The 23,629-nt window shown below is 71.4% G+C and carries 27 protein-coding genes; 15 read left to right on the forward strand and 12 right to left on the reverse strand.

Annotated elements, in window-relative coordinates; translation table 11 throughout:
* Window positions 1–24: 24 nt before the first annotated feature.
* On the forward strand, window positions 25–3,699 hold the full coding sequence (locus tag P5G59_RS13680; RefSeq protein WP_301219538.1) for a proline dehydrogenase family protein: 3,675 nt from the start codon (window positions 25–27) through the stop codon (window positions 3,697–3,699).
* 49 nt (window positions 3,700–3,748) lie between these two features.
* Window positions 3,749–4,582, forward strand: coding sequence for an aldo/keto reductase (locus tag P5G59_RS13685; protein ID WP_301219539.1), 834 nt, complete (start codon window positions 3,749–3,751; stop codon window positions 4,580–4,582).
* Window positions 4,583–4,628: 46 nt separating this feature from the next.
* On the opposite strand, the gene P5G59_RS13690 is transcribed toward P5G59_RS13685, so the two are convergent.
* The 4 genes from P5G59_RS13690 to P5G59_RS13705 form a co-directional block, all read right to left on the reverse strand.
* Window positions 4,629–6,068: a sensor histidine kinase gene (locus P5G59_RS13690; protein ID WP_301219540.1), complete on the reverse strand. Its 1,440-nt coding sequence runs from the start codon at window positions 6,066–6,068 to the stop codon at window positions 4,629–4,631.
* Window positions 6,065–6,811, reverse strand: coding sequence for a response regulator transcription factor (locus P5G59_RS13695; protein ID WP_301219541.1), 747 nt, complete (start codon window positions 6,809–6,811; stop codon window positions 6,065–6,067). The genes P5G59_RS13690 and P5G59_RS13695 overlap by 4 nt, the downstream gene beginning before the upstream one ends.
* Before the next feature lie 88 nt (window positions 6,812–6,899).
* Window positions 6,900–7,325 (reverse strand): SRPBCC family protein, encoded by a 426-nt coding sequence (locus P5G59_RS13700; protein WP_301219542.1) that lies wholly within the window; start codon window positions 7,323–7,325, stop codon window positions 6,900–6,902.
* A gap of 50 nt (window positions 7,326–7,375) precedes the next feature.
* Window positions 7,376–7,810, reverse strand: coding sequence for an Lrp/AsnC family transcriptional regulator (locus tag P5G59_RS13705; RefSeq protein ID WP_115695636.1), 435 nt, complete (start codon window positions 7,808–7,810; stop codon window positions 7,376–7,378).
* A gap of 139 nt (window positions 7,811–7,949) precedes the next feature.
* Here P5G59_RS13705 and P5G59_RS13710 point away from each other — a divergent pair, with 139 nt between their 5' ends.
* From P5G59_RS13710 to P5G59_RS13730, 5 genes are read left to right on the forward strand one after another with little or no spacing between them, the layout of a single operon-like run.
* The gene (locus P5G59_RS13710; protein ID WP_435871260.1) at window positions 7,950–9,431 is read left to right on the forward strand and encodes a peptide MFS transporter; all 1,482 of its coding nucleotides are present in this window, start codon (window positions 7,950–7,952) and stop codon (window positions 9,429–9,431) included.
* 12 nt (window positions 9,432–9,443) lie between these two features.
* Window positions 9,444–10,103, forward strand: coding sequence for an MOSC domain-containing protein (locus P5G59_RS13715; RefSeq protein WP_301219544.1), 660 nt, complete (start codon window positions 9,444–9,446; stop codon window positions 10,101–10,103).
* 54 nt (window positions 10,104–10,157) lie between these two features.
* Window positions 10,158–10,613 carry a VOC family protein gene (locus P5G59_RS13720; RefSeq protein WP_301219545.1) on the forward strand — a complete coding sequence of 152 codons (456 nt, stop codon included), beginning with the start codon at window positions 10,158–10,160 and terminating at the stop codon, window positions 10,611–10,613.
* 5 nt (window positions 10,614–10,618) lie between these two features.
* Window positions 10,619–11,329: a winged helix-turn-helix transcriptional regulator gene (locus tag P5G59_RS13725; protein ID WP_301219546.1), complete on the forward strand. Its 711-nt coding sequence runs from the start codon at window positions 10,619–10,621 to the stop codon at window positions 11,327–11,329.
* 47 nt (window positions 11,330–11,376) lie between these two features.
* The gene (locus P5G59_RS13730; protein ID WP_301219547.1) at window positions 11,377–12,255 is read left to right on the forward strand and encodes a LysR family transcriptional regulator; all 879 of its coding nucleotides are present in this window, start codon (window positions 11,377–11,379) and stop codon (window positions 12,253–12,255) included.
* Between the two features lie 66 nt (window positions 12,256–12,321).
* Here the strand turns inward: P5G59_RS13730 and P5G59_RS13735 are convergent, their stop codons facing one another.
* Together P5G59_RS13735 and P5G59_RS13740 are read right to left on the reverse strand one after the other, a co-directional pair.
* Entirely contained in the window at window positions 12,322–13,182 is an 861-nt protein-coding gene (locus P5G59_RS13735) for an aldo/keto reductase (protein ID WP_301219548.1), read from the reverse strand.
* 31 nt (window positions 13,183–13,213) lie between these two features.
* On the reverse strand, window positions 13,214–14,185 hold the full coding sequence (locus P5G59_RS13740) for an aldo/keto reductase (RefSeq protein ID WP_301219549.1): 972 nt from the start codon (window positions 14,183–14,185) through the stop codon (window positions 13,214–13,216).
* A gap of 121 nt (window positions 14,186–14,306) precedes the next feature.
* Between P5G59_RS13740 and P5G59_RS13745 the strand changes: the two genes are divergently transcribed.
* On the forward strand, window positions 14,307–14,933 hold the full coding sequence (locus P5G59_RS13745) for an MBL fold metallo-hydrolase (RefSeq protein WP_301219550.1): 627 nt from the start codon (window positions 14,307–14,309) through the stop codon (window positions 14,931–14,933).
* A 48-nt stretch (window positions 14,934–14,981) separates the two neighbouring features.
* On the forward strand, window positions 14,982–15,164 hold the full coding sequence (locus P5G59_RS13750) for a hypothetical protein (RefSeq protein WP_301219551.1): 183 nt from the start codon (window positions 14,982–14,984) through the stop codon (window positions 15,162–15,164).
* A 6-nt stretch (window positions 15,165–15,170) separates the two neighbouring features.
* Here the strand turns inward: P5G59_RS13750 and P5G59_RS13755 are convergent, their stop codons facing one another.
* The 5 genes from P5G59_RS13755 to P5G59_RS13775 are packed head-to-tail and all read right to left on the reverse strand — an operon-like array spanning window position 15,171 to window position 18,821.
* On the reverse strand, window positions 15,171–15,428 hold the full coding sequence (locus P5G59_RS13755; protein WP_301219552.1) for a glutaredoxin family protein: 258 nt from the start codon (window positions 15,426–15,428) through the stop codon (window positions 15,171–15,173).
* Window positions 15,429–15,437: 9 nt separating this feature from the next.
* Window positions 15,438–16,112, reverse strand: a complete 675-nt coding sequence (locus P5G59_RS13760; RefSeq protein WP_435871261.1) for a nucleoside/nucleotide kinase family protein — start codon at window positions 16,110–16,112, stop codon at window positions 15,438–15,440.
* Window positions 16,100–17,062: a prolyl aminopeptidase gene (gene pip, locus P5G59_RS13765; protein WP_301219554.1), complete on the reverse strand. Its 963-nt coding sequence runs from the start codon at window positions 17,060–17,062 to the stop codon at window positions 16,100–16,102. The genes P5G59_RS13760 and pip overlap by 13 nt, the downstream gene beginning before the upstream one ends.
* A gap of 23 nt (window positions 17,063–17,085) precedes the next feature.
* Window positions 17,086–18,384: an MFS transporter gene (locus P5G59_RS13770; protein WP_301219624.1), complete on the reverse strand. Its 1,299-nt coding sequence runs from the start codon at window positions 18,382–18,384 to the stop codon at window positions 17,086–17,088.
* Between the two features lie 5 nt (window positions 18,385–18,389).
* Window positions 18,390–18,821: a MarR family winged helix-turn-helix transcriptional regulator gene (locus P5G59_RS13775; protein ID WP_301219555.1), complete on the reverse strand. Its 432-nt coding sequence runs from the start codon at window positions 18,819–18,821 to the stop codon at window positions 18,390–18,392.
* A gap of 72 nt (window positions 18,822–18,893) precedes the next feature.
* Here P5G59_RS13775 and P5G59_RS13780 point away from each other — a divergent pair, with 72 nt between their 5' ends.
* The 4 genes from P5G59_RS13780 (at window position 18,894) to P5G59_RS13795 (ending at window position 21,646) form a co-directional block, all read left to right on the forward strand.
* Window positions 18,894–19,769 (forward strand): alpha/beta hydrolase, encoded by an 876-nt coding sequence (locus P5G59_RS13780; protein ID WP_301219556.1) that lies wholly within the window; start codon window positions 18,894–18,896, stop codon window positions 19,767–19,769.
* Window positions 19,770–19,916: 147 nt separating this feature from the next.
* A complete protein-coding gene (locus P5G59_RS13785) occupies window positions 19,917–20,132 on the forward strand; it encodes a hypothetical protein (RefSeq protein WP_301219557.1) in 216 nt (71 codons plus the stop codon).
* 34 nt (window positions 20,133–20,166) lie between these two features.
* On the forward strand, window positions 20,167–21,216 hold the full coding sequence (gene lplAB / locus P5G59_RS13790) for a lipoate-protein ligase LplAB (RefSeq protein WP_301219558.1): 1,050 nt from the start codon (window positions 20,167–20,169) through the stop codon (window positions 21,214–21,216).
* Between the two features lie 58 nt (window positions 21,217–21,274).
* Window positions 21,275–21,646, forward strand: coding sequence for a hypothetical protein (locus P5G59_RS13795; protein ID WP_301219559.1), 372 nt, complete (start codon window positions 21,275–21,277; stop codon window positions 21,644–21,646).
* Here P5G59_RS13795 and P5G59_RS13800 read toward each other — a convergent pair.
* Window positions 21,606–21,890, reverse strand: a complete 285-nt coding sequence (locus tag P5G59_RS13800; protein WP_301219560.1) for a GNAT family N-acetyltransferase — start codon at window positions 21,888–21,890, stop codon at window positions 21,606–21,608. The two genes, P5G59_RS13795 and P5G59_RS13800, sit on opposite strands and share 41 nt — an antisense overlap.
* Window positions 21,891–21,990: 100 nt before the next feature.
* Here P5G59_RS13800 and P5G59_RS13805 point away from each other — a divergent pair, with 100 nt between their 5' ends.
* Window positions 21,991–23,028: a UDP-N-acetylglucosamine 2-epimerase gene (locus tag P5G59_RS13805; protein WP_301219561.1), complete on the forward strand. Its 1,038-nt coding sequence runs from the start codon at window positions 21,991–21,993 to the stop codon at window positions 23,026–23,028.
* Between the two features lie 66 nt (window positions 23,029–23,094).
* The gene (locus P5G59_RS13810) at window positions 23,095–23,625 is read left to right on the forward strand and encodes an RNA polymerase sigma factor (RefSeq protein ID WP_301219562.1); all 531 of its coding nucleotides are present in this window, start codon (window positions 23,095–23,097) and stop codon (window positions 23,623–23,625) included.
* The last annotated feature ends 4 nt before the right edge of the window (window positions 23,626–23,629 follow it).

The raw sequence follows: 23,629 nt of genomic DNA on the forward strand, positions 1-23,629 counted from the left end.
GGCCTCGGGTAATAGTGTCGTTCCATGGTCGACAACACCAAGGACGGCGCCGAGGTGCGCCCGGCGCAGATCGCTCACGAGGCGGTCGAGCTGGTGCAGCGCTGGCTGGCCGAGAGCGCGCAGAGCGGCGACGGAGACGCGCCGAAGGAAGACCCCGCGGCGCGGAGGCTGGCGGGCGTGCTCAGCGACCCCGGCGGCCTCGACTTCGCGGTCGGGTTCGTCGACGGAGTCGCACGTCCGCAAGACCTGTTCGTCGCCGGGTACAACCTGCAGCGGCTCGCGCGCCGCATCCCGCGTTTCCTGCCCTGGTATCAGCGCATCGCCATCTGGCTCGGCGGCGTGTTCGGCCCGGTGCTTCCGTGGGTGGTGATCCCCATCGCACGACTGGTGCTGCGGCGCATGGTCGGTCACCTGGTCGTCGATGCGACGCCCGAGAAGCTCGGCCCCGCGATCGAGCGCCTGCGCCGGTCCGATGACCCTGAGGGGCACGGTGCCCGGCTCAACCTCAACCTGCTCGGCGAGGCCGTGCTCGGCGAGAAGGAGGCGCTGCGCCGCCTCGAGGGCACGCGTGCGCTGCTCGCCCGCGACGACGTGGACTACGTGTCGATCAAGGTCTCGTCGATCGCGTCGCAGCTGTCGATGTGGGCGTTCGACGAGACGGTCGATCGCGTGGTGGAGCGGCTCACGCCGCTGTACGAGCTGGCGGCGGCGTCGCCTACCCCTAAGTTCATCAACCTCGACATGGAGGAGTACCGCGACCTCGACCTCACGATGGCGGTCTTCATGCGCATCCTGGAACAGCCGCGGCTGCTGAACCTCGAGGCGGGGATCGTCCTGCAGGCGTACCTTCCGGATGCGCTCGACGCGCTGCAGACGCTCACTGAGTGGGCGACGCAGAGGCGCATCCAGGGCGGTGCGGCGATCAAGATCCGGGTGGTGAAGGGCGCCAACCTCGCGATGGAGCGGGTGGATGCGACCATCCACGACTGGCCGCTCGCCACCTACGGCAGCAAGCAGGCGACCGACGCCAACTACAAGCGAGTGCTCGACTGGGCGCTGACGCCCGAGCACACCGACGCCGTCAAGATCGGCGTCGCCGGACACAACCTGTTCGACATCGCGTTCGCCTGGCTGCTCGCCTCGCGCCGCGGTGTCACCGACCGCATCGACTTCGAGATGCTGCTCGGCATGGCGACCCGACAGGCGGAGGCGGTCAAGGGCACCGTCGGGCAGCTGCTCCTGTACACGCCGGTCGTCGATCCGCGCGAGTTCGACGTCGCGATCTCGTACCTCATCCGGCGCCTGGAGGAGAACGCGAGCCACGAGAACTTCATGTCGGCGGTGTTCCGGCTCGACAGCGACCCTGAGCTGTTCGAGCGCGAGCGGGAGCGGTTCCTGGCGTCCGTGGCCGAGTTCGAGGCCGACTCCGGGCCGCGCGGGGCCGCTCCGCTGCCCAACCGTCAGCAGGACCGCACGCGCGAGTGGGAGGAGGCGTCGGCGCCCGCATTCACCCGGCCGCCTGCGCCGGCCGCCGTCCCGGCCGAGGAGGATCAGGGCCTGACGAGCGTCGTGCTCGGGCTCACCCGCGGTTCGGGCGGCATCGATCTGATGCCGGAGGCGGCACCCGGGCCGGCGGCGGCCGCGCCGGCGATCGCAGCGCAGGAGGAGGGGTTCCGCAACGCGCCCGACACCGACCCGTCGCGTGCGGCGAACCGGCTCTGGGGCCGGCGCATCCTCGCGAGGTCGCAGGGCTCGGCCCTCGGCGTCGAGACCATCGCTGCGTCGGTCATCACCGATGCCGAGCGCCTCGACGAGATCATCACCGGAGTCGCCCAGGCCGGCGCCGCCTGGGGAGCCCGGACCGGTCACGACCGAGCCGCGGTGCTCGACCGGGCCGGTCATGCGCTGGAGGCCAACCGCGACCGACTCATCGAGGTGATGGCGGCGGAGACCGGCAAGACCATCGCAGAGGCCGACCCCGAGGTGAGCGAGGCCGTCGACTTCGCCCACTACTACGCGACGCGTGCCCGCGAGCTCGACGTGGTGCAGGGTGCTCGCTTCGTGCCCTCCGCCCTCACGGTCGTCGCGCCGCCGTGGAACTTCCCGGTCGCGATCCCGGCCGGTTCGGTGCTGGCTGCGCTCGCCGCGGGAAGCGGCGTCGTGATCAAGCCGGCGCCGCAGGCACGGCGCTCGGCGGCGGTCATGGTGGAGTCGCTGTGGGAGGCGGGGATCCCGCGCGACCTGCTCGCGCTCGTCGACGTCGCGGAGAACGAGCTCGGACAGCAGCTGATCTCCGATCCGCGGGTCGACCGGGTCATCCTCACCGGTTCGTACGAGACGGCGAAGCTGTTCCGCTCCTGGCGACCCGACCTTCCCCTGCTCGCCGAGACCAGCGGCAAGAACGCGATCATCGTCACACCGAGCGCCGACTACGACCTGGCCGTCTCGGACATCGTGAAGAGCGCGTTCGGGCACGCAGGCCAGAAGTGCTCCGCGGCGAGCCTCGTCATCCTGGTCGGGTCGGTGGCGAAGTCCGAGCGGTTCCGCAATCAGCTTCTGGACGCCGTGGCGAGTCTCCGGGTCGGCTACCCGTGGGATCCGACCAGTCAGATGGGTCCCCTGATCGAGCCCGCCTCGGGCAAGCTGCTGCATGCTCTGACGACCCTCGGCGCCGACGAGGAGTGGCTCGTGCAGCCGAAGCCCCTCGACGACACGGGGCGGCTCTGGTCTCCCGGCGTGCGCACGGGAGTCCAGCCCGGCTCCTACTTCCACCTCACCGAGTTCTTCGGGCCGGTGCTCGGCATCATGACGGCGCGCGACCTGGAGGAGGCCATCCGCTTCCAGAACGCCGTCGAGTACGGCCTCACCGCGGGCCTGCACTCGCTCGACTCGGACGAGCTCGCGCTGTGGCTCGACACCGTCGAGGCGGGCAACCTCTACGTCAATCGAGGGATCACCGGGGCGATCGTCCGCCGTCAGCCGTTCGGTGGTTGGAAGCGCTCCTCGGTCGGAGCCGGGACCAAGGCGGGCGGTCCCAACTACCTGCTCGGACTCGGCTCGTGGGAGCCTGAGGCCGGGCACTCCAGCTCGAGCCTCCATCTGCGCGGCCTCGAGCAGCGCGTGTCCGACCTCATCGAGTCCGGACAGTCGTCGATGGACTACCCGTCCTTCGACCTCGTGCGCCGGTCCGCACTGAGCGATGCGATCGCGGTCGCCACCGAGTACCACCGCGTGACCGACGTCTCCGGGCTCGGCGTCGAGCGCAATCTGTTCCGTTACCGCCCGGTCCCCGTCGCCATCCGGCTCTCCGAGGGTAGCTCGCTGCCGGAGCTCCTCCGGGTGATGGCCGCCGGCACCGTCGCGCGCTCGCCGTTCACGGTGAGCACCCCGGTGAAGCTGCCGCGCGCCATGCAGGCGCTGCTCCGCGAGCGGGAGGTCGAGGTGACGGTCGAGTCCGACGCCCACTGGCTCTCGCGCGTGCGCGCCAGGAGGATCGCGGCGCATCGCATCCGCCTCATCGGCGGCGACCCGGCGGCGCTCGCGGCCGCACTCGGCGGGAGCCCCGACGTGGCGATCCACCACGGGCCGGTCACGCCCTCGGGGCGGGTCGAGGTGCTGACCTTCGTGCGCGAGCAGGCCATCTCGATCACCAACCACCGGTTCGGCAACCCGACGAAGCTCTCCGACGGCGTCATCTGACGCCGCCGAGCCGCCCCGCGCCGATCCCGGCACGCGTACTGTGAGACCCATGACGACCTCCATCCCCTCGCTTCCGCTCACCGGCGGGGGCAGCATCCCGCAGCTCGGCCTGGGCACGTGGCCCCTCGATGACGCCGAGGTGCAGCGAGCCGTCGTGGCGGCCGCGGAGGCGGGATACCGGCACGTGGACACCGCGGTGAAGTACGGCAACGAGACCGGCGTCGGGCGCGGACTCGCCGCGAGCGGGGTGCCGCGCGAGGAGTGGTTCGTCACCACCAAGCTGGACGGCACCTACCAGGGCGACGAGCGGGCGGTCGGCGGCCTCGATGACAGCCTGGCGCGACTCGGGCTCGACTACGTCGACCTGCTGCTCATCCACTGGCCGCTCCCGCAGCGCGACCAGTACGTGTCCACCTGGGAGACGTTCATCCGCCTCCGCGAGGCGGGCAAGGCGCGCGCGATCGGCGTCTCGAACTTCAAGCCGGCCCACATCGACCGGCTGATCGCCGAGACCGGGGTCGTTCCCGCGGTCAACCAGGTCCAGCTGAGCCCGGCGATCCCGCGACGGGCCCAGCGCGAGTACGACGCAGAGCACGGCATCGTCACCGAGTCGTGGAGCCCCATCGGCGCCGGGAGCGACCTACTGGCGCAGCCGGAGGTCGTCCGGGTCGCCGACAAGCACGGCCGCACGCCCGCGCAGGTCGTGCTGCGCTGGCACGTGCAGAACGGCCTGGTCGCCATCCCGAAGTCGCGCGACCCCGAGCGGATGGCGCAGAACCTCGCCGTGTTCGACTTCGCGCTCGACGCCGACGACCTCGCCGCGTTCGACACACTCGACCAGGGACCGGACGCGGGCGTCGACTCCGACCGCAGCGGGCACTGACCCGCAGAACGCTCAGCCGACCTCGACCGACCGCCGGCTGAGCCCGTCAGTCGTGGCGCAGGGGCAGCCTCACCGTCACCGTGAGGCCCGACGGTTTCGCGTTCGCAAGGATCACCCGGCCGCCGGCCGCACCGGCCAGCGCCGCGACGATGGCGAGCCCCAGCCCGCCACCGGACCGTCCGGTCGTGCGCGCGCCGTCCGCGCGCGTGAAACGGTCGAGGGCGACCGGGATGAACTCCTCCGGCATGCCAGGGCCGGTGTCGCGGACGGTGAGCACGACCTCCTGGCCGCCCTCGCCGCCCTCGCCCTCGCGGTCCGCCAGGGCGAGGGTGGCCGTGACCGTGTCCTCCGGGTGGCTCTCGGGTGAGGTGCGGATCGCGGTGATCGCGTTGCCGAGCAGGTTGTCCAGGATGCGGCCGAAGTCGGTCGGCGACAGCGCGACGCGCGAGCCCGCGTCGGGGCGTCGGCGCGGGTCGTAGTCGAAATCCACCGAGATGCCGGTCGCCTCGTCGTCGCTGCTCACCAGCAGCCGCGCGCGGTCGATGGCGTCGGTGAGCTCGTCGACGAGCGTGCGCCAGTCGATGCGTCCGCTCGACGGGCCGGCCTCGATGCGGGACAGCTCGAGGAGGTTGTTGGCCAGCTGGGCGAGGCGGATCGCGGTCGAGTGCGACGAGCGGATGTCGTGCAGCAGCGCCTCCGGATCTCCCGCGTCCAGCTCGGCCAGCTCCAGCTGTCCGCGCAGCACCGCCAGCGGCGTCCGCAGCTCGTGGCTGGCATCCGACACCATCTGGCGCTCGCGGTCCGCCGAGGCGCGCAAACGCAGGATGAGGTCGTTGAGGGTCGTCGCGAGCTCCGAGAGCTCGTCCTGGGCCGGCCCGACCGGCAGCAGGCCCGCCTCGTCCGGTGTCGACGCCGCGATGCGGTCCGCCTGCTCGCGCATCCGGCTCACCGGCCGCAGCGCTGTGCGGGTCAGTAGCCACGACGCGCCGCCGAACGCGAAGATCAGCACGCCGGCCCCCGCGAGCAGGGCCGCGGTCAGCCGGTCGAGCAGCAGGGCGGTGGTCTCCTCGTTGCGGGCCGCGACCACGTGCATGGTCCCGTTCGGGGTCTCGACGTCACGGGTGAGCACCACGTAGTGCTCGTCGCCGACCTGGACATCGCGCACGCCGGGTCCGCGGTCGACGAGCGACGGCATCCGGTCCTCGAGCCCCTCCGGCATGGTCGACGCGAGGATGGCGCCCTGATCGTCGACGATCGCCAGCTCCTGCCCGCCGCCGGGAAGGTCGAACGGTCCGGTCGGCTTGGTCGCGAGCGACTGCGCCGGTGCGGCGACGTCGTTGCTGAGGAGCGTGAGGGTGGCGTTGTGCAGGATCGACGAGACGCCGATGCGGATGATGACGACGGCGACGAGGGCGAACAGGGCCGCGACGATCAGGCTGCCGATCGTGATGCGCGCCGTGATCGACAGACGCCGCAGCGCGTTCACGGGGCGGATGCGGTGTCGGGGGTGCTCTGCGCCGTCTCGTCGGCCGTGCCCGACCGCTTGGCGTCTGCGGCGTTGCGGGCGTCGAGCCGGTAGCCGCGCCCGCGCTCGGTGACGATCGACAGGCCGGCGCCGGCGGCGTCCAGCTTCTTGCGCAGGTAGGAGACGTACTGGTCGATGACGTTGGTGCCGATGTTCTCGGTGGTGCCCCAGACTGACTCGAGGATGTCGGAGCGGGACAGCGTCTTGTCCGGGTTGGTCGCGAACAGCCGCAGCAGCGTGAACTCCCGGCGGCTGAGCGGCATCTCGTGCCCGGCGACGAGCGCCTGGTGCTCGTGCGAGTCGATCGTGAGACGGCCGACGGTCACCTGGGGGCGCATCCCGGTGGGCTCCCGGCGCAGCAGCGCGCGGACGCGCGCGGCCAGCTCGGCGAACGCGAACGGCTTCGTGAGGTAATCGTCGGCACCGGAGTCGAGGCCGTGCACGCGGTCCTCGATCGCGTCCCGCGCGGTCAGCAGCAGGATCGGCATCGGGTTGGCGGCCTCGCGGATGTGCCGGCACAGCTCGAACCCGCTCATCCCGGGCAGCATCACGTCGATCGCGGCCGCCGAGTAGGCGTCGCTGCGGAGCGCGATGAGCGCATCCACGCCGTTCGTGACCAGCGTCACGTCGTATCCCTCGGCTGCGAGCCCTCGCTCGACGAGGCCCCCCATGTCCGGATCGTCTTCGACAACCAGCAGCTTCATGCGCCCATCGTGCCACTGTTGGCCGTGCCGGCGCTCGGACCGGGCCCTCGCGCGCCCAGGGATCGCTGAACGTTCTCGCAGGAGAGGGTCAGCCTTCTTCGACGACGCGCTTCAGCGACTCCAGCACTGCGGCCCAGTTGCCGCTCAACCGCTCCGCCTCCGCATCGTCGGCGCAGCCGTCCTGGGTGATGGTGACGAGGGTTCCGTCGCCCTCCTCGGCGAGCAGGTACGAGACGGTCTGGTAGCTCGCCGGCTCGTCCGGCTTCCCGCTGAGCGGGCTGTAGTAGCTCGTGACGAGGCGGTCGCCCGGCACGATCTCGAGGATGGTCCCCTTGTCCTCGTACGGCCGGCCGTCCCACTCGCCTCGGTAGAGGATGGGGCTCCCCTCCCGCCAGTCCGTCTCGACGCGACTGCCGAACAGGTAGCGGCTGATCGTCTCGGGATCGGTCAGGGCGTGCCAGAGGCGCTCGCGGGACGCGTCGACGCGGAGTTCGGCTCGTGCTGTCGTGGTCATGCGGCCAGTCTCGCCGGTGCCGTGGGTGCGGTCTTGAAGATTCGCGACGCTCAGCTGCCGCGGGTGATGAGGCGCGAGAGCACGATGGCGCTGCGTGTGTGGTCGACATTCGGCGCCAGGCGCACCTTCTCGAGCGCCGCCTCCAGGCTCGGGATGTCGCGCGAGCGGATGTGGACGATCGCGTCGGCGCTGCCCGTGACGGTTCCGGCGTCGACGACCTCCGGCACGGCCGACAGGATGCGCAGCAGCTCCTCCGGCGAGACGGTGCCGCGGCAGAACAACTCCACGTACGCCTCGGTGCTCATGCCGTCGATCGCCGGGTCGACCTGGATGGTGAACCCGCGGATCACGCCGTCGGCGACGAGCCGGTCGACGCGGCGCTTCACCGCGGACGCCGACAGGCCGACCACCGAGCCGATGTCGCCGTAGCCGGCGCGCGCGTTCTGGCGGAGCAGGTCGAGGATGCTGCGATCGAGGTTGTCCACGCTGCGAGCTTACGGTGGATCGTTGCGTCGAAGCGAGACAACCGGCCGAATCGTGCGCGGTTTTGCACAAACCTGGCGTCTGGCGAGGTTGTCCACAGATTCGCGATCGTCGTTCACCTCGCGCCGGCCCGGTGGGAGCATGGTCCGCATGAGCCAAACCGACGTGCGTCAACCACGCGACGACGAGAGCAGTCACGGCTTCTTCGGTCAGCCGCGGGCGCTCGCCAACATCTTCGGCGTCGAGATGTGGGAGCGGTTCTCGTTCTACGGCATGCAGGGCATCCTGCTCATCTACCTCTATTACTCGGTGGAGCAGGGCGGCCTGGGCATCGACCAGCCGACGGCCGCCGGCATCGTGGGGGCGTACGGCGGCGCCGTCTACCTCTCGACGATCCTCGGCGCGTGGCTGGCCGACCGGCTGTTCGGCTCGGAGAGGGTGCTGTTCTGGAGCGCGGTCGTCATCATGGCGGGCCACATCTCGCTCGCGCTCATCCCGGGCGTCGGCGGCGTGCTGGTCGGCCTGCTGCTGGTCGCGCTCGGCAGCGGCGGGTTGAAGGCGAACGCGACCCGCATCGTCGGCACGCTGTACTCGGAGAAGGACCCGCGTCGCGACGCCGGCTTCTCCCTCTTCTATCTCGGCATCAACCTGGGCGGGCTGTTCGGGCCGCTGCTCACCGGTCTGCTGCAGTCGACCCTCGGATTCCACTGGGGGTTCGCGCTGGCCGCCGTCGGCATGGCGATCGGCCTCATCCAGTACTCGCTCGGGCGCAAGCGGCTGCCCGATGAGGCGCGGCACGTTCCGCACCCGCTGGAGCGCTCGCGGTATCCACTGGTGATCGGCATCGGAATCGCCGGAGTGGTGGTCATCCTCGCACTGGTGCTGACGAACGTCATCAACGCATTCAACCTCGCGCTGTGGGTGATCGGCGTCACCATCGTCGCCGCCATCGTGTACTTCGTCGTGATGTTCTCGTCGCGGCTGGTCAACGGGGTGGAGCGGAGTCGGCTGGTGGCGTTCATCCCGCTGTTCATCACTAACGCGGCGTTCTGGTCGCTGTACCAGCAGCAGTTCACCGTGGTGACGATCTACTCCGACGAGCGCCTGAACCGCAACCTGTTCGGCTGGGAGTTCCCGGTCTCGTGGGTTCAGTCGATCAACCCGATCTTCATCATCGTGCTGTCGGGCGCCTTCGCGGCGATCTGGACGAAGTGGGGTGAGAAGCAGCCCTCGACGCCGATCAAGTTCGCAGCCGGCACGGTGCTGATGGGGCTGGCGTTCTTCTTGTTCCTGATCTGGGCCGGTGGCGGCCGCAACAGCACGCCGCTGCTCGGGGTCGTCGGCATCCTGTTCGTGTTCACGGTCGCCGAGCTCCTGATCTCCCCGCCCGGTCTGTCGGCGGCGACCAAGCTCGCGCCGGGTCCGTTCCAGGCACAGATGGTGGCGCTGTACTTCCTGTCGGTCGCGCTCGGCACCGCGATGGCCGGGCAGCTGGCGAAGCTGTACACGCCCGAGACCGAGGCGGTGTACTTCAGCGTCATCGGCGGGGTCGCGGTCGTCATCGGGCTGCTGCTGGCACTCATCAGCCCGTGGGTGCTGCGGATGATGCGCGGCGTGCGCTGAGATACTGGGCCGATGGCAGAGATTCTCGCGGTGTGCCGGGTCGAGCAGTTGCTGAAGGACGCGGGCGGCATCGGCGTCACGGCGATCGACAAGCGTCCGGTGGAGCGGCGGCTCCACGTGCGTCCGCTCGGGCTGTACGGCGACGTCCAGGCCGACCGCAAGCACCACGGCGGCGCAACGAAGGCGCTCTACGCGTACGCCGACGAAGATGCGGCGTTCTGGGCGGCGGAACTGGGTCGCGACATCCCGCCCGGCCTGTTCGGCGAGAATCTGCGCACCTCGGGGCTCGATGTGAACGGCGCCGAGATCGGCGAGCGGTGGGCCATCGGCGACGAACTCGTGGTCGAGGTGACCTGCCCGCGGACGCCGTGCGCGACGTTCCAGCGGAGGATGCGGGAGCCGCAGTGGGTGAAGCGGTTCGCCGCTGAGGGCCGGACGGGCGCATACCTCTCGGTCGTGAAGTCGGGCGGCGTGGGGGCCGGGGACGAGGTCCGCGTCCTGTCGCGTCCCGGCCACGGCGTCACGGTCGAGTCGTTCTTCACCGGGGCCGACGCAGCGCAGGCCGACGCGCTCGAAGCGGCGGAACGGGAGGGGGCGCTGCGGCTCGCGCCGGAGATCCACGAGGTGATCGCGAAGATCCGCAAACGTCGATTACTTGTTCTTGACAAGTGAACTTGCAAAGAGCAAGCTAAGCGTATTCGAACCGCTCGACTACGGGAGCAGACCATGTCACTCAACATCTTCGTCAACTTCACGACCGACGACCTGGACCGCTCGAAGGCCTTCTACGAGGCCCTCGGCTACAGCATCAACCCGATGTTCACCGACGACAACGCGGCCTGCGTCGTCCTCAGCGACACCATCTACTTCATGGTGCAGACGCGCGAGTTCTACGCGACCTTCACCGACAAGCAGATCATCGACCCGCACACCCAGGCCGGCGCCTCCGTCGCGCTGAGCCAGGACTCGCGCGAGGCCGTCGACGCCATCGTCGCCCGCGGCCTCGAGGCCGGCGGCTCCGAGCCGCGGCCGGCGCAGGACTACGGCTTCATGTACTCGCGCGACCTGGAGGACCCGGACGGCAACCTCCTCTCCTTCCTCTTCATGGAGCCCGCCGCCGTCGAGAAGGGGCCGGAGGCGTTCATGACCGAGCAGGGGGCCGGCGCTCAGGCGACGGCCTGACCCGGATGGCGACGCGCACTCCCCGCGGCTTCGGTCAGTACGGCGGACTGGCCCGCGCCGTCGAGAAGGTCGGCGAGCGGTGGGCCCTGCTCATCGTCCGAGACCTTCTCGGCGGCGCGCGCCGATACAGCGACCTCAAGACGGGGCTGCCGCGCATCCCGACCAACATCCTCAGTGACCGGCTGAAGGAGCTGCAGGCGGCGGGCGTCATCCGCCGCGTACCGGCGGTGCGCGGCGGCTACGAGCTCACCCCGCTCGGGCGCGCGCTCGAGCCCGTCGTGCTGGAGCTGGAGCGCTGGGGCTGGGCGGCCTCGGCCGAGCCCGCCGAGGGGGAGGTGCTCACGGCCGACGCCCTGGGGGTGACGCTCCGCGCGGCCTTCCGCGGGCACGAAGCCGAGCGGCTGCCGCCCACCGAGTACGTCGTCCACGCCGGCGGCACCTCCGTCAGCGCGCTGGTCGTCGGCCGGGCGCTGGATGTGATGGACATCGGCGCGGACGCTCTTCCCCAGCCGCAGCGCCGGCTCGACATCGGTGCGCCGGAGGACGTCGTCGAGTTCCAGATCCCGCTGGAGAGCCTCGCCGACCTGCTCGGCGCAGGCGAGCCGGCGGTCGTCGTGCTGGCCGGGAGGCACGAGCTGGTCGACCGCTTCCGCCGAACGTTCCACATCGAGCCGCTGCCCGGCGTCGAGTCCTCGCCTGCAGCCCATGCGGCCTGAGAGGTCCCGCTTATCGTCGAGCGGCCATTGAGCAGTACGATCACTCAATGGAACTGCGTCAACTGCAGCACTTCGTCGCCGTCGCCGAGGAGCGCCACTTCACCCGCGCCGCCGAGCTGCTGCGCATCTCCCAGTCCGGGCTGTCGGCCTCCATCCGCTCGCTCGAGCAGGAGCTGGGCACCTCGCTCTTCGTCCGCAGCACGCGCCGGGTCGAGCTGACCGCCGCGGGCCAGGCACTGCTCGCCGACTCGGTGCGCACGCTCGCCAGCGCGGCGGCCGCGCGCGACGCCGTCGCCGCCGTGCGCGGCCTGCTGCGCGGGCGCCTGACGATCGGCGCGGAGCCGTGCCTCGGCTCGGTGGACCTTCCGGCCGAGCTGGCGTCCTTCCGCACCGCGAATCCCGGAGTGGAGGTGCGGCTGCGCTACTCGGGTTCCGAAGAGCTGGTGGACGATGTGGCGGGCGGGCGCATCGACGTCGCGCTGGTGGTCGACACCGGGCACACGCCGCCCGGCGTCCGGCTGCGCCGGCTGAGCACGCAGGAGATGCTCGTGCTCTGCCATCCCGAGCACCGCTTCGCGAGCAGGGAGAGCATCCCGCTGGAGAGCCTGCGCGGCGAGCCGCTGGTCGGCTTCCAGGAGGGCTGGGGCGCGCAGGCGCTGGCGCGGCGGGCGTTCGCGGCCGCCGGGTTCGACTACCGGGCGGCGATGGAGGTCAACGACGTCCATCCGCTCCTGGACCTGGTCGGCTACAACCTCGGTGTCGCGGTCGTTCCCACGAGCTTCGCGCGCAAGCGGCCGGACGCGCTCCGGGCCGTGCCGCTGCAGGGCGCTCCGGACTGGACCGTCGCCGTCGCGGTCTCCGACCAGCCCAGTCCGGCCGCCTCCGCGTTCCTCGCGCAGCTGCGCCCCCAGGCCAAGAGCTCCTGAGTTCTTCGACCGAATCGCCGGGAAACGGGCGAAGAACTCAGGAGCTGATGGCTGGGGGCGGCCGGGTCAGGCGGCGTTGAGGGCGGCGAGCTCCTCCGCGGTGAGTTCGACGTCGACGGCGGTCACCGAGTCGCGGATCGTCTCCGGACGCGACGAGCCGGGGATCGGGATCACGTGCGGGCTCTGCGCGAGGTGCCAGGCCAGCGCCACCACCTGCGGGCTGATCCCGCGGGCGTCGGCGACGTCCTTGAACGGCTCGAACCGGCTGCCGAGATCGCCCGCCGAGGTGATGCCGCCGAGCGGGCTCCACGGCAGGAACGCGATGCCGAGCTCGTCGGCGAGGCGCAGCTCCGGCTCGCTGGAGCGGAACGCCGGCGAGAACTGGTTCTGCACCGACACCAGGCGGCCGCCGAGCACGTCGTTCGCCTCCCGGATCTGGTCGGGGTTCGCGTTGGAGATCCCGGCCATCCGGATGACGCCCTCGTCGAGCAGGTCGCGGATCGCGCCGACCGACTCCGCGTACGGCACCTCCGGGTCGGGTCGATGGAACTGGTAGAGGCCGATCGCGTCACCGCCGAGCCGGCGCAGCGACGCCTTCGCGGCCTCCTTCAGGTACTCGGGACGGCCGTTCAGGGTCCACGAGCCGTCGCCCGGCCGCAGGTGGCCGCCCTTCGTCGCCACGAGCACCGCCGATGCGTCGCCGTCCCAGGTGCGCAGCGCCTCCGCGATGAGCTCCTCGTTGTGGCCGACCTCGTCGGCGTGCAGGTGGTACGCGTCCGCCGTGTCGATGAACGTGACGCCCTCGTCCAGGGCGGCGTGGATGGTCTTGATCGAGCGCTCCCGGTCGGGGCGCCCCTCGATCGACATCGGCATCCCGCCGAGTCCGATCGCCGAGACCTCGATGTCGCCGATGGTGCGTGTCCTCATGCGTGTCCTTTCGCGTTCCGTGTGCCCGGGGTCACCAGGCGTAGTCCTCGGGGGCCGGCTTGTGGCCAGGGAAGATCTCGTCGAGCCGGGCGAGCGCCGCCTCGTCGAGGTGGATGTCGAGAGCGCGCAGGCCGCCCTCCAGCTGCTCGTGCGTGCGCGGCCCGATGATCGGTCCGGTCACGCCCGGGCGGGTCAGCAGCCAGGCGAGCGCGAGGTCGCCCGGCTCGTGACCGAGCTCGTCGGCGAACGCCTCGTACGCCTCGATCGCATCGCGGTGCTTCTCCAGGGTCTCCGCAGCGCGACCCTCCAGGCGGCGCTTGCCCTCGTTCTGCTTCCGGATGACGCCGCCGAGCAGGCCGCCCTGCAGCGGCGACCAGGCGATCACGCCGACGCCGTTCGCCTGGGCGGCGGGCAGCACCTCCAGCTCGACCTGGCGGGTGAGCAGGTTGTAGATGGACTGCTCGCTGACCAGCCCGAGCAGGTTGCGCCTGCGGGCCTCCGCCTGCGCGGTGGCGATGTGCCAGCCGGCGAAGTTGCTGGAGCCGGCGTAAAGGATCTTGCCCTGCGCGATCGCGGTCTCGATGCCCTGCCAGATCTCGTCCCAGGGGGTGTCCCGGTCGATGTGGTGGAACTGGTAGACGTCGATGTAGTCGGTCTGCAGCCGCTTCAGGCTCGCGTCGAGTGCGCGCCTGATGTTGAGCGCCGAGAGCCTGCCCTCGTTCGGCCAGTCGCCCATGTCGCCGTACAGCTTGGTCGCGAGCACGGTGCGCTCGCGGCGCCCGTCGCCCTGCGCGAACCAGTTGCCGACGATCGTCTCGGTCGCGCCGCGGCCGCGGTGCTGTCCGTAGACGTTCGCCGTGTCGAAGTAGTTGACGCCGGCCTCGTGCGCCGCGTCCATGATCCGGTGGGAATCCTCTTCGCTCGTCTGCGGCCCGAAGTTCATGGTGCCGAGGACGATGCGCGAGACCTTCAGGCCGGACCGGCCCAGATGTGTGTACTCCATGCTCGTCACTCTCCGCCGTGATCCGGCGGAAGTCCAACAGGGGATGTGGATGGGATTACGCGGAGCCGACGATGAATCGCCTCAGCTTCCTGGGGCGCGGCGGCGGGACTAGCATCCCACCATGCGCGAGGTCATCGAGGGGCTGTACCGGGTGGAGGCGGCGCGGGCCGGGAACGCCTATCTGTTCGAGGGCGGCGACCGGTCGGTGCTCGTCGACAGCGGCCTGGCGTCGGGCGCGGCGAAGGTGGTCGCGGAGTTGTCCGGGGCGCGCATCCCGCGGCTGACGGACGTGGTGCTCACGCACTACGACCCCGACCACGTGGGCGCGGCGGCCGCCGTTCAGCGCGCGACCGGCGCGACCGTGTGGCTGGGTGCTGCGGACGCGCGGATCCTGCGCGGCGAGGTGCCCCCGCCGACGCGGACGCGCCGCGCCATGATGCGGGTCGGCTGGCTGGGACGGGCCGACCTGCCGCAGCTGACGGAGCTCCCGGACGACGCGGAGACCGAGGTGGTCCCTGGGGTCGTCGCGGTGCCGGCGCCGGGTCACACGCCCGGGCACCACCTGGTGCGCTGGCGCGGGGTCGCGTTCATCGGCGACGCCGCCCGGCTCTCGCACGGGCGTCTCGTGCACTTCCCGGGCTTCCTCATCTCCGACCGAGCGCAGGCCGACGCGACGCTGACCGCGATCGCCGCATCGCGTCCACGTCTGGTGCTGCCCGGCCACGGGGCGCCGGGGCGGCTCGAATAGCGGTCAGGCGGTACGTCGGCCGAGCGCACGCTGGCTACGATCGCGCTCATGTCCGAGGAGTCGCCGCCCGTTCGCGTCGTGAGCGTGACCCACCTGCGTCGGTGCCCGTACCGGGTGCGGGAGCAGCTCGGCAACGACGAGAGGTGCGCGGCCACGCGCCGCGGAGCGTCGAGCCGGGTGCAGGCGGACCGGGTTCGCGTGCTGCCCGAACGGCCGGAAGACGACCGGTAGCCTCCCTCAGCCGCGGAGCGCGGCCTCCAGCTCCGGGTCGGTCGGCTCGACCAGGTGGCGGCCGTCGGGGAAGACGATCACCGGGATGTTGGTGCGGCCGCTGATCTCGCGCGCCCGGTCCGCCTCGTCGGGGCGGGCCACGAGGTCGATGTACTCGTAGTCGGCGCCGAGGCGGTCGAGGAGGGACTTTGAGCGGATGCAGTCGCGGCACCAGTCGGCGCCGAACACGGTGACGCGGTCGAACGTGGGGGTCGGGGAGGTCATCCCTCCAGGCTAGGCGTCGCCGGCTGGGAGTCCGGTGGTGCCGTCGACGACCAGGTCGGCGCGGGAGCGCGACGCCTCGATGAGCACCGCGTTCGCGCCGTCGACGTCCCTGGCCCAGGCGGCCGCGGCCTCCGGTGTGCGGCCGTGGCGGGTGTGCCGGTCGACGAGGCGGCGCATCCGCTCCTCCTCCGGCGTCGCCACGAACCAGGACTCGGCGAGGAGCGGCGGGATGCGCGTCCACGGGTCGGCGTCGACGAGCAGGTAGTTGCCCTCCACGACGACCAGGCGCGTCCCCGGCTCGACCGCGATGGATCCGGCGACGGGCTCGTCGACGGTGCGCTCGAACGCGGGGGCGTACACCGGGTTCGCCGTCTCGGCGAGCACCCGCTGCAGCAGCGCAGCGAAGCCCCAGCCGTCGAACGTGTCGATCGCGCCCTTGCGGTCGTGGCGGCCGAGTGCGTCGAGGGTGGCGTTCGCGAGGTGGAAGCCGTCCATCGGCAGGTGCACGGCGGTGCCCGCGTCCGCGAGCTCGTTCACGCGGTGCGCCACCGAGCGCGCCAGCGTCGTCTTGCCCGAGCCAGGGCTCCCGGCGACGCCGACGATCGCGCGACCGCCCTCCGGGATGAGCGCGAGGGCGCGCTCGGCGAGCGGGGTCAGGCCGGGGGAGGAGGTCACGCCTCCCATTGTCCCTGCCGCGCGAACCCGCTGATCGCCTCCGCCATGATCCGCATCGACTCCGGGCCGCCGTGGCCCTCGCCCTCGACGACGACGAGCCGGCTGGCGGGCCAGCGCCGGTGCAGCAGCCACGGCGTGATCACCGGCCCGCTGACGTCGTGGCGGCCGTGGATGAGGACGGCGGGGATGTGGGCCAGCTCGTCCACCCGGTTCAGGATGGCGCGCTCGCCGGGGAGGAAGGCGAGGTTCGCCCAGTAGTGCGTCACGAGGGTGGCGAAGACCTCGCGCTCCACGGGGTCGTCGAACATCGGGCCGGGCACGAAGTTCGGGTCGAGGGAGACGTGGGTCGTCTCCCAGGCCTCCCACGCCTCGGCGGCGCGCGTGCGCTCCTCGGGTGTGCCGGTGGCGAGGACGCGCGCGTACGCCTCCACGACCCGCTCGCCAGGGCGGCGCTGGGATGCGCGCTCCAGGGCCTCCCACGCCTCGGGGAACACGCGGCCCATCGTCTCGGTGATCCAGTCCACCTCGTCGCGGCCGGTGGTCGTCACCGCGCCGAGCACGATGCCGGCCACCCGCTCCGGATGCTCCAACGCGTACGCCAGCGCGAGCGTCGAGCCCCACGAGCCGCCGGTGACGAGCCAGCGGTCGATGCCCAGCTCCTCCCGGACGAGCTCGATGTCGGCGATCAGGCCGTCTGTCGTGTTGGCGGGCAACCGGTCAAGGGCGTCCACGACGAGCGGGGTGCTGCGCCCGCAGCCGCGCTGGTCGATGCCGACGATGCGGAAGACCTCGGGGTCGTAGCGCTTGCGGTAGTTGCCCGTCTTCAGACCCGAGCCGGGGCCGCCGTGCAGCCAGAGCGCGGGAAGGCCATCCGGTGCGCCGCTGGTCTCCCAGTAGATGCGGTCGCCGTCGGGGTTCCGCACGAAGCCGTGCGCGTAGGGCGGGGTCACGGGGAACATCCCGGAACCGTATCGCACGGCGGTCAGGACGTGCGGGTCGCGGTCACTTCGGTCTCCTCCAGCTCCTCGCGCACGGTCTCCCGCGGCGCGAGGGTGACACGCGGCCGGAGACCGGTGAAGCGGACGCGCATCCCGCGGTACTTCACGAGGTAGAACACGCCGACGAGGGCCGCGGCGAACCCGCTCGCCGCTCCCACGCCCAGCGCCCAGCGCGGGCCGAAGGCGTCGGCCACCCAGCCGACGATCGGCGCGCCGATCGGGGTGCCGCCCATGAAGATCGCCATGTAGATGGCCATGACGCGGCCTCGCAGCTTCGGGTCCGTGGTCAGCTGCACGGTCCCGTTCGCCGTGGTCATCAGCGTCTGCGACGAGACCCCGATGACGATCAGCGCGATCGCGAACAGCCAGTACGTCGGCATCACGGCCGCCAGCGCGCAGCCGAAGCCGAAGAACGCGGCGCCCGCGAACAGCAGCGAGATGCGCGGCCGGTCGCGGCGTGCTGAGAGCAGCGCGCCGATCACGGAGCCGATCGCCATGATCGACGACAGGATGCCGTACTCGCCGGCGCCCTGATGGAAGACGCTCACCGACATGGTCGAGATGAAGATCGGGAAGTTGAGGCCGAACGTCCCGATCAGGAAGACCATGATCAGGATGACGAGGATGTCGGGACGCCGCCTCACGTAGCGGAAGCCGTCCACCAGGCTGCCGCGGGAGCGCTTCGCCCGCTCGGTGCGGTACAGCTTCTCGCGCCGCAGCAGTGAGAGGGAGATCAGCACGGCGCCGAAGGTCGCCGCGTTGATGAGGAACACCCAGCCTGCGCCCACGGCCGCCGTGAGCAGTCCAGCGACCGCCGGGCCGATCAGGCGGGCCGCGTTGAAGGAGGCGGAGTTGAGGGCGACGGCATTCGACAGGTTGGGCCCGGCGACGAGCTCGGAGACGAAGGTCTGCCGTGCCGGTGCGTCGAAGGCGGCCACGATGCCGAGCAGCAGGGCGAACAGGTAGACCTGCCAGAGCTGCACGGCGCCGGTGACGGTCAGGATGCCGAGCCCCAGACCGAGCGCCCCCATCGCGCCCTGCGTGGCCATCAGGAGCTTGCGGCGGTCCAGGTGGTCGGCCGCCCATCCCGTGACCGGCAGCAGGATCAGCTGCGGAGCGAACTGCAGCGCCATGACCAGGCCGACCGCGGACGCGTTGTTGTGGGTGAGCTGGGTCAGGACGATCCAGTCCTGGGCGGTGCGCTGCATCCACGTGCCGACGTTGGAGACGATCGCGCCCGCGGCCCAGATGCGGTAGTTGACGCCGGCGAGGGAGCGGAACATGGAACTCACGAGTCGGCGAGCTCCCGCATGATCCGTGCGGCCTCGGCGAGCGTGGCGCGCTCCTCGGCCGTGAGCGTGCGCAGGCGCTGGTGCAGCCAGGCGTCGCGCCGCCTGCGCGTCTCGGCGACCAGCTCCAGCCCGCGCTCGGTGGGCACCACGACGACCTTGCGGCCGTCGGCGTCGTCGGCCGTGCGTGCGACGTAGCCGGCCTCCTCCAGCCGGTTGACCGTGCGGTTCATCGACGGCGGCTTGACCCGCTCGAACTCGCTGAGGCCGCCGATGGTCGCGGACCCCTCACGGGCGAGGAAGCCGAGGATGGCGGTCTGCGCGTCGCTGAGCTCGTGGTCCTCCTTCTCGGCGCGCAGGCGCCGGGAGAGGCGCGCCACAGCGATGCGCAGCGCGCCGCTGAGGTCATGGGTCGACAGTCGTGCAGTCATACATAGTTAGCCTAACAAATTAGCCTTGCTAACTAAACCCCCTTCGCTCAGCGCGTACGCCAGAATGAGCCCGTGCAGACTCAGCAGGGCCGGACCTTCGACGACGAGAACGGCACCCGCATCTACTTCGATGTGTACGCGCCCACCCCGGACGGCACAAGGCCGGCGGCCGTCGTGCAGCTCGCGCACGGGGTGGGGGAGCACGCCGGGCGCTACCGGCCGCTCGCCGAGCACCTCGCGGCGAACGGCTACGCCGTCTACGCGGACGACCACCTCGGGCACGGCCGCACCGGCCTCGAGCAGTGGAACGGCGACGCGACGAAGCTCGGGAGGCTCGGGCCGGGAGGGCTGCGCGCCGCCGTGCGCGACGTCCACGCCTTCACGGCGCTCATCCGCGACGAGAACCCCGACCTGCCGCTCGTCTACGTCGGCCACAGCTGGGGCTCGCTGATCGGCCAGATGCTGCTCAACCACCACAGCGAGGACTACGACGCCGCGGTCCTCTCGGGCACGGCCTACCGCGTCCTCGGCTCCATGAACGGCGGCGACCTCAACAAGCGTCACGCCCACCTGGGCACGACCGGCGCCGAGTGGCTCAGCCGCGACACCGCGGTGGCGCAGGCCTTCATGGACGACCCGCTGACCACGCTCACGCCGCTGCAGAAGCTGTTCGGGATGGCGGACGCCGCGCGCCTGCTCGGGCGCCCGGCCCGTGACCTCCCGAACGACCTGCCGCTGCTCATCCAGGTCGGCTCGGAGGACCCGCTCGGGGGCCCCGCGAGCGCCCGCAAGCTGGAGCACTCGTACCGGACGCGGTCGAAGCTGAGCGACGTGACCACCATCGTCTACGACGGAGCGCGTCACGAGATCTTCAACGAGACCAACCGCGAGGAGGTCTTCGCCGACCTCACGGCCTGGCTCGCAGAGCGCTTCCCCGCCCGCGACTGACGGTCGCCGGCTCTGCGACTGCGGCCTCCCGGAACGACTGCGGGTGCGCGAGCGGGCGCAAATGTTCCGGGAGGCCGCAGTCGCCGTGGCGGAAGCTGTCTAGCGCGGCCGGGTCGGGGCGCGGACACTGGGGTCGGGAGGATCGTCATGGACATCACCATCCTGCTCGGGCTGTCGCGCTTCGCGCCGATCGACAACCCGGCCACCGTCGGCGGGAACGCGAACCTGCTCACCGGCCTCATCTTCATCGTCGGCCTCATCCTCGTCATCCTGCTCATCGGGTTCGGGGTGACCCTCGCGCACCGGCCCGACAAGATGATCGACGAGTTCGGCGACGACAAGGGGAGCCCGCCTCCGCACTGAGCACCGCGCCCGCCGGCGGACGTAGGGTGGGCGTATGCATGGTGAGTACAAGGTCCCCGGTGGCAAGCTCGTCGTCGTCGACCTCGAGGTGGTCGACGGCCGGATCGCGGACTTCCAGCTCGCGGGCGACTTCTTCCTCGAGCCGGACACGGCGCTCGAGGCGATCAACAGCGCCGTGAACGGTCTGCCCGCCGAGGCGGACGCCAAGACGATCGCCGCGGCCGTCAAGGACGCGCTGCCGGAAGGCGCCAGCCTGCTCGGCTTCTCGCCTGAGGCGGTCGCCGTGACCGTGCGCCGGGCGCTGGCGAAGGCGACCAGCTGGCGCGACTACGACTGGCAGATCGTGCACGCGAAGGCCGTCTCCCCGCAGATGCACCTGGCCCTCGACGAGGTGCTCGCGACCGAGGTGGGGGAGGGACGCCGCGGGCCGACCCTGCGCATCTGGGAGTGGGACGAGCCGGCCGTGGTGATCGGCAGCTTCCAGTCGGTCAAGAACGAGGTCGACCCGGAGAACGCCGCCAAGTACGGCATCCAGGTCGTCCGCCGCATCTCCGGCGGCGGCGCCATGTTCATGGAGGCCGGATCGGTCGTCACCTACTCGATCTACGCGCCGGCCGACCTCGTGCAGGGCATGAGCTTCGCCGACAGCTACGCGTTCCTCGACGAGTGGGCGATCGTGGCGCTCAAGTCGCTGGGCATCGACGCCGTCTACCAGCCCCTCAACGACATCACGAGCCCGTCGGGCAAGATCGGCGGGGCCGCTCAGAAGCGGCTGGGCTCCGGCGCCGTGCTGCACCACGTCACCATGAGCTACGACATGGACGGCCAGAAGATGACCGAGGTGCTCCGCATCGGCCGCGAGAAGATCAGCGACAAGGGCATCACCAGCGCGGCAAAGCGCGTGGACCCGTTGCGCAGCCAGACCGGCCTCAGCCGCGCAGAGATCATCGAGCAGATGAAGCTCACCTTCAAGAACCTGTACGGCGCGACGGAGGGCGACCTCACCGACGCCGAGTACGCGGCCGCCGAGAAGCTGGTCGCCGAGAAGTTCGACACCGAGGAGTGGCTCTACCGGGTGCCCTGAGGGGCAGTTCGCCAGCGGCACTCAGCCACTCCACAGGCCCTCCGGTACCCTGGAGGGCGTGAATTGGTGGGTCGTGGGGATCGTGGCGGCGTTCATCGCCGCCATCGTCGTGGCGGTGAAGCTCGGCTGGATCGACCTCTCCAACAAGGCGCAGCGCGGCTCGGGCACGATGAGCGGGGCGATCGGCGGCTCGTTCGACGAGATCTTCGCACCAGCCCGTCACGAGGCGCAGCAGGAGATGGACCGCCAGTCCCTCCTCCCGGCGCCCGCTCCGTTGCCCGGCGACCGCGGCGACGAGGGCTGGCAGGGCGGCAAGATCACGCTCGACCTCGGCGGCGAGGGCAACGGCCGGCGCGTCGAGGGCCGGGCGCCGAGCGAGGACGGGCGCGCTACCGCTTCTGCAGCCCCGCGTAGTCGGGGTGCTCGCTGAGCCAGCTCCGCACGTAGGGGCAGGAGGCGATCACCCGCCGGTCCGAGTGGTCGCGCACGTCGTCGAGCGCTGTCTGCACGAGGGTCGACGCCATGCCCTTCTCGCGCTTCGCCTCGTCGACCTCGGTGTGGGTGAAGACGATGGCGTCGTCGCGCAGGTCGTACTCCGCGATGCCGATCACCTCGCCGTCCTGGAGGAGGGCGTAGCGGGACTGGTCCGGCTGGTTCTCGACGCTCAGGCTCATGCCGCAACGCTACCCCGGATGCCGGTCGCGTCAGGTCGAGGGGTAGACGCACGTCTCTACTGGTGAGGGCGTCGTCGCTCTCGCCGAGAGGAGCCCGCCCATGCCCACCGTCATGACCGTCCACGAATCGCCCGACGACTGGATCAGGATGGAGCCCGTCGTCCGCGCCCTGCACGCGTCGGCTCTGCTCCGGCCCGTCCGCGGCACGGGGGCCGAGCCGCGAGACGACGTGGAGTCGCTGGTCGAGGCGCTGCGCCCGGATGCGGTGCTGGTGGAGTCGGCGTCGCCGCGTGCGCTCGCCGCCGCGCGCGCGGCTTCCCGGCTCGGCCTGCCCGTCGCCCACCTCTCGGCCGGTCGGCGCGCGGGCGACCGGGCGGACGGCGTCGCGGAGGAGCCCGGCCGCCGGGAGCTCGACCGGCTCTCGCGGCTCCACCTGGCGCCGACGGAGCACGCCGCGAGGGTGCTGCTCGCCGCTTCCGTGCCGGAGCACAGGATCGTCGTGACCGGCGACCCGCTGATCGACACCGTGCTCTCCCACCCGCGTGTCCCGTCGCCCGCCGGAGCCCAGCCGATCGTGCTCGTGGTCGCGCACCGGCCGCAGCACGCCGGTGCGCCGGTGCGCCGGCTGGGAGCTGCGGTCCGCATCCTCGCGGCCCGCTTCCCCGGCCACGCGTTCGTCCTCTCGGCGGACCCGGACCTCGCCGTGCACGCCGGGCTCGGGTCGGAGCTCGGGCGCGCTGCGAACATCCACTCGCTCGCGCAGCCGCGGTTCGAGGTGCTTCTGGAGCTGATCGGGCGCTCGGCGCTGGTGCTGACCGACTGCACCCGGATCGAGGAGGTCGCGCCCAGCTGCGACGTGCCTGTCCTGGTCCTCGGCGACACCACGGCGCGGCCTGAGGGGGTGCTCGCCGGCACGTCCGCGGTCATGGGCACCCGGGTGGAGCGGATGGTCGAGGAGGCGTCCGGCCTGCTGGCGGATCCGGTGCGGCACGCGTCCATGGCCGGCGCGCCGAGCCCCTTCGGCGACGGGCGCGCCGCCGAGCGCGTCGTCGCGGCCCTGGCCGAGCTGCTCGGCTGCGGGACGCGGCTGCCGGACTTCGTGACGCCGCTCCGGCGGGAACCGGTAGCGGCTCGGTAGTCGCGCGGATCAGGCGGGGCGGGCATGAGAAAGAGCCTGAGGTCATCCACCAGCCGAGGAGTGAGAATGACCGCCAGCGCCACCCGCCCCACCGATCTGGAGCTCCTGGACCGCGTGCGCGCGGGAGATCGGGCCGCGCTCGGCGACCTGTGGACGCGCTACCAGGGCTGGGCGCACCACGTCGCCCGCCGCACCACGTCGCGTTTCGACGCGGACGACATCGTGCAGGAGGCGTTCGCCAAAGTCCTCGCCTCGCTTCGGAACGGCAAAGGCCCGACCGAGGGCTTCGCCCACTACCTCCGGACGGCCATCCGCACCGTCGCCGCCACCTGGGGCGCCCGCGAGGGCAGGGCCACCCTGGTGCCGCTGCCGGAGGACAGCGCGGTGGGCAGCTACCGGTTCGAGTTGAACGACCTCGGCGACCTCGAGCGCCCGTTCCGGAGCCTGCCGGAGCGCTGGCAGAAGGTGCTCGTTCTGACCGTGCTGCAGCAGCTGCCGCTCACGACGGTGTCCCAGCAGCTCGGGGTGACCGTGGGCGGCGCGACGGCGCTGGCCGCCCGCGCGAGGGCAGGGCTGCGGCTGGCGCTCGCCGCCTGAGTGT

It is taken from the genome of Leifsonia virtsii (genome assembly GCF_030433675.1).
Classification (GTDB): Bacteria; Actinomycetota; Actinomycetes; order Actinomycetales; family Microbacteriaceae; genus Leifsonia; species Leifsonia virtsii.

What these genes read in the sequence shown, in the direction of transcription:
- P5G59_RS13775 (WP_301219555.1), bottom strand. Translation starts at nt 18,821, where the DNA reads ATGACTGCACGACTGTCGACCCATGACCTCAGCGGCGCGCTGCGCATC.
- P5G59_RS13740 (WP_301219549.1), bottom strand. Translation starts at nt 14,185, where the DNA reads ATGGAGTACACACATCTGGGCCGGTCCGGCCTGAAGGTCTCGCGCATC.
- P5G59_RS13745 (WP_301219550.1), top strand. Translation starts at nt 14,307, where the DNA reads ATGCGCGAGGTCATCGAGGGGCTGTACCGGGTGGAGGCGGCGCGGGCC.
- P5G59_RS13735 (WP_301219548.1), bottom strand. Translation starts at nt 13,182, where the DNA reads ATGAGGACACGCACCATCGGCGACATCGAGGTCTCGGCGATCGGACTC.
- P5G59_RS13725 (WP_301219546.1), top strand. Translation starts at nt 10,619, where the DNA reads ATGGCGACGCGCACTCCCCGCGGCTTCGGTCAGTACGGCGGACTGGCC.
- P5G59_RS13755 (WP_301219552.1), bottom strand. Translation starts at nt 15,428, where the DNA reads ATGACCTCCCCGACCCCCACGTTCGACCGCGTCACCGTGTTCGGCGCC.
- P5G59_RS13785 (WP_301219557.1), top strand. Translation starts at nt 19,917, where the DNA reads ATGGACATCACCATCCTGCTCGGGCTGTCGCGCTTCGCGCCGATCGAC.
- P5G59_RS13695 (WP_301219541.1), bottom strand. Translation starts at nt 6,811, where the DNA reads ATGAAGCTGCTGGTTGTCGAAGACGATCCGGACATGGGGGGCCTCGTC.
- P5G59_RS13710 (WP_435871260.1), top strand. Translation starts at nt 7,950, where the DNA reads ATGGTCCGCATGAGCCAAACCGACGTGCGTCAACCACGCGACGACGAG.
- P5G59_RS13680 (WP_301219538.1), top strand. Translation starts at nt 25, where the DNA reads ATGGTCGACAACACCAAGGACGGCGCCGAGGTGCGCCCGGCGCAGATC.
- P5G59_RS13800 (WP_301219560.1), bottom strand. Translation starts at nt 21,890, where the DNA reads ATGAGCCTGAGCGTCGAGAACCAGCCGGACCAGTCCCGCTACGCCCTC.
- P5G59_RS13730 (WP_301219547.1), top strand. Translation starts at nt 11,377, where the DNA reads ATGGAACTGCGTCAACTGCAGCACTTCGTCGCCGTCGCCGAGGAGCGC.
- P5G59_RS13760 (WP_435871261.1), bottom strand. Translation starts at nt 16,112, where the DNA reads ATGGGAGGCGTGACCTCCTCCCCCGGCCTGACCCCGCTCGCCGAGCGC.
- P5G59_RS13700 (WP_301219542.1), bottom strand. Translation starts at nt 7,325, where the DNA reads ATGACCACGACAGCACGAGCCGAACTCCGCGTCGACGCGTCCCGCGAG.
- P5G59_RS13720 (WP_301219545.1), top strand. Translation starts at nt 10,158, where the DNA reads ATGTCACTCAACATCTTCGTCAACTTCACGACCGACGACCTGGACCGC.
- P5G59_RS13810 (WP_301219562.1), top strand. Translation starts at nt 23,095, where the DNA reads ATGACCGCCAGCGCCACCCGCCCCACCGATCTGGAGCTCCTGGACCGC.
- pip (WP_301219554.1), bottom strand. Translation starts at nt 17,062, where the DNA reads ATGTTCCCCGTGACCCCGCCCTACGCGCACGGCTTCGTGCGGAACCCC.
- P5G59_RS13770 (WP_301219624.1), bottom strand. Translation starts at nt 18,384, where the DNA reads ATGTTCCGCTCCCTCGCCGGCGTCAACTACCGCATCTGGGCCGCGGGC.
- P5G59_RS13685 (WP_301219539.1), top strand. Translation starts at nt 3,749, where the DNA reads ATGACGACCTCCATCCCCTCGCTTCCGCTCACCGGCGGGGGCAGCATC.
- P5G59_RS13715 (WP_301219544.1), top strand. Translation starts at nt 9,444, where the DNA reads ATGGCAGAGATTCTCGCGGTGTGCCGGGTCGAGCAGTTGCTGAAGGAC.
- P5G59_RS13805 (WP_301219561.1), top strand. Translation starts at nt 21,991, where the DNA reads ATGCCCACCGTCATGACCGTCCACGAATCGCCCGACGACTGGATCAGG.
- lplAB (WP_301219558.1), top strand. Translation starts at nt 20,167, where the DNA reads ATGCATGGTGAGTACAAGGTCCCCGGTGGCAAGCTCGTCGTCGTCGAC.
- P5G59_RS13750 (WP_301219551.1), top strand. Translation starts at nt 14,982, where the DNA reads ATGTCCGAGGAGTCGCCGCCCGTTCGCGTCGTGAGCGTGACCCACCTG.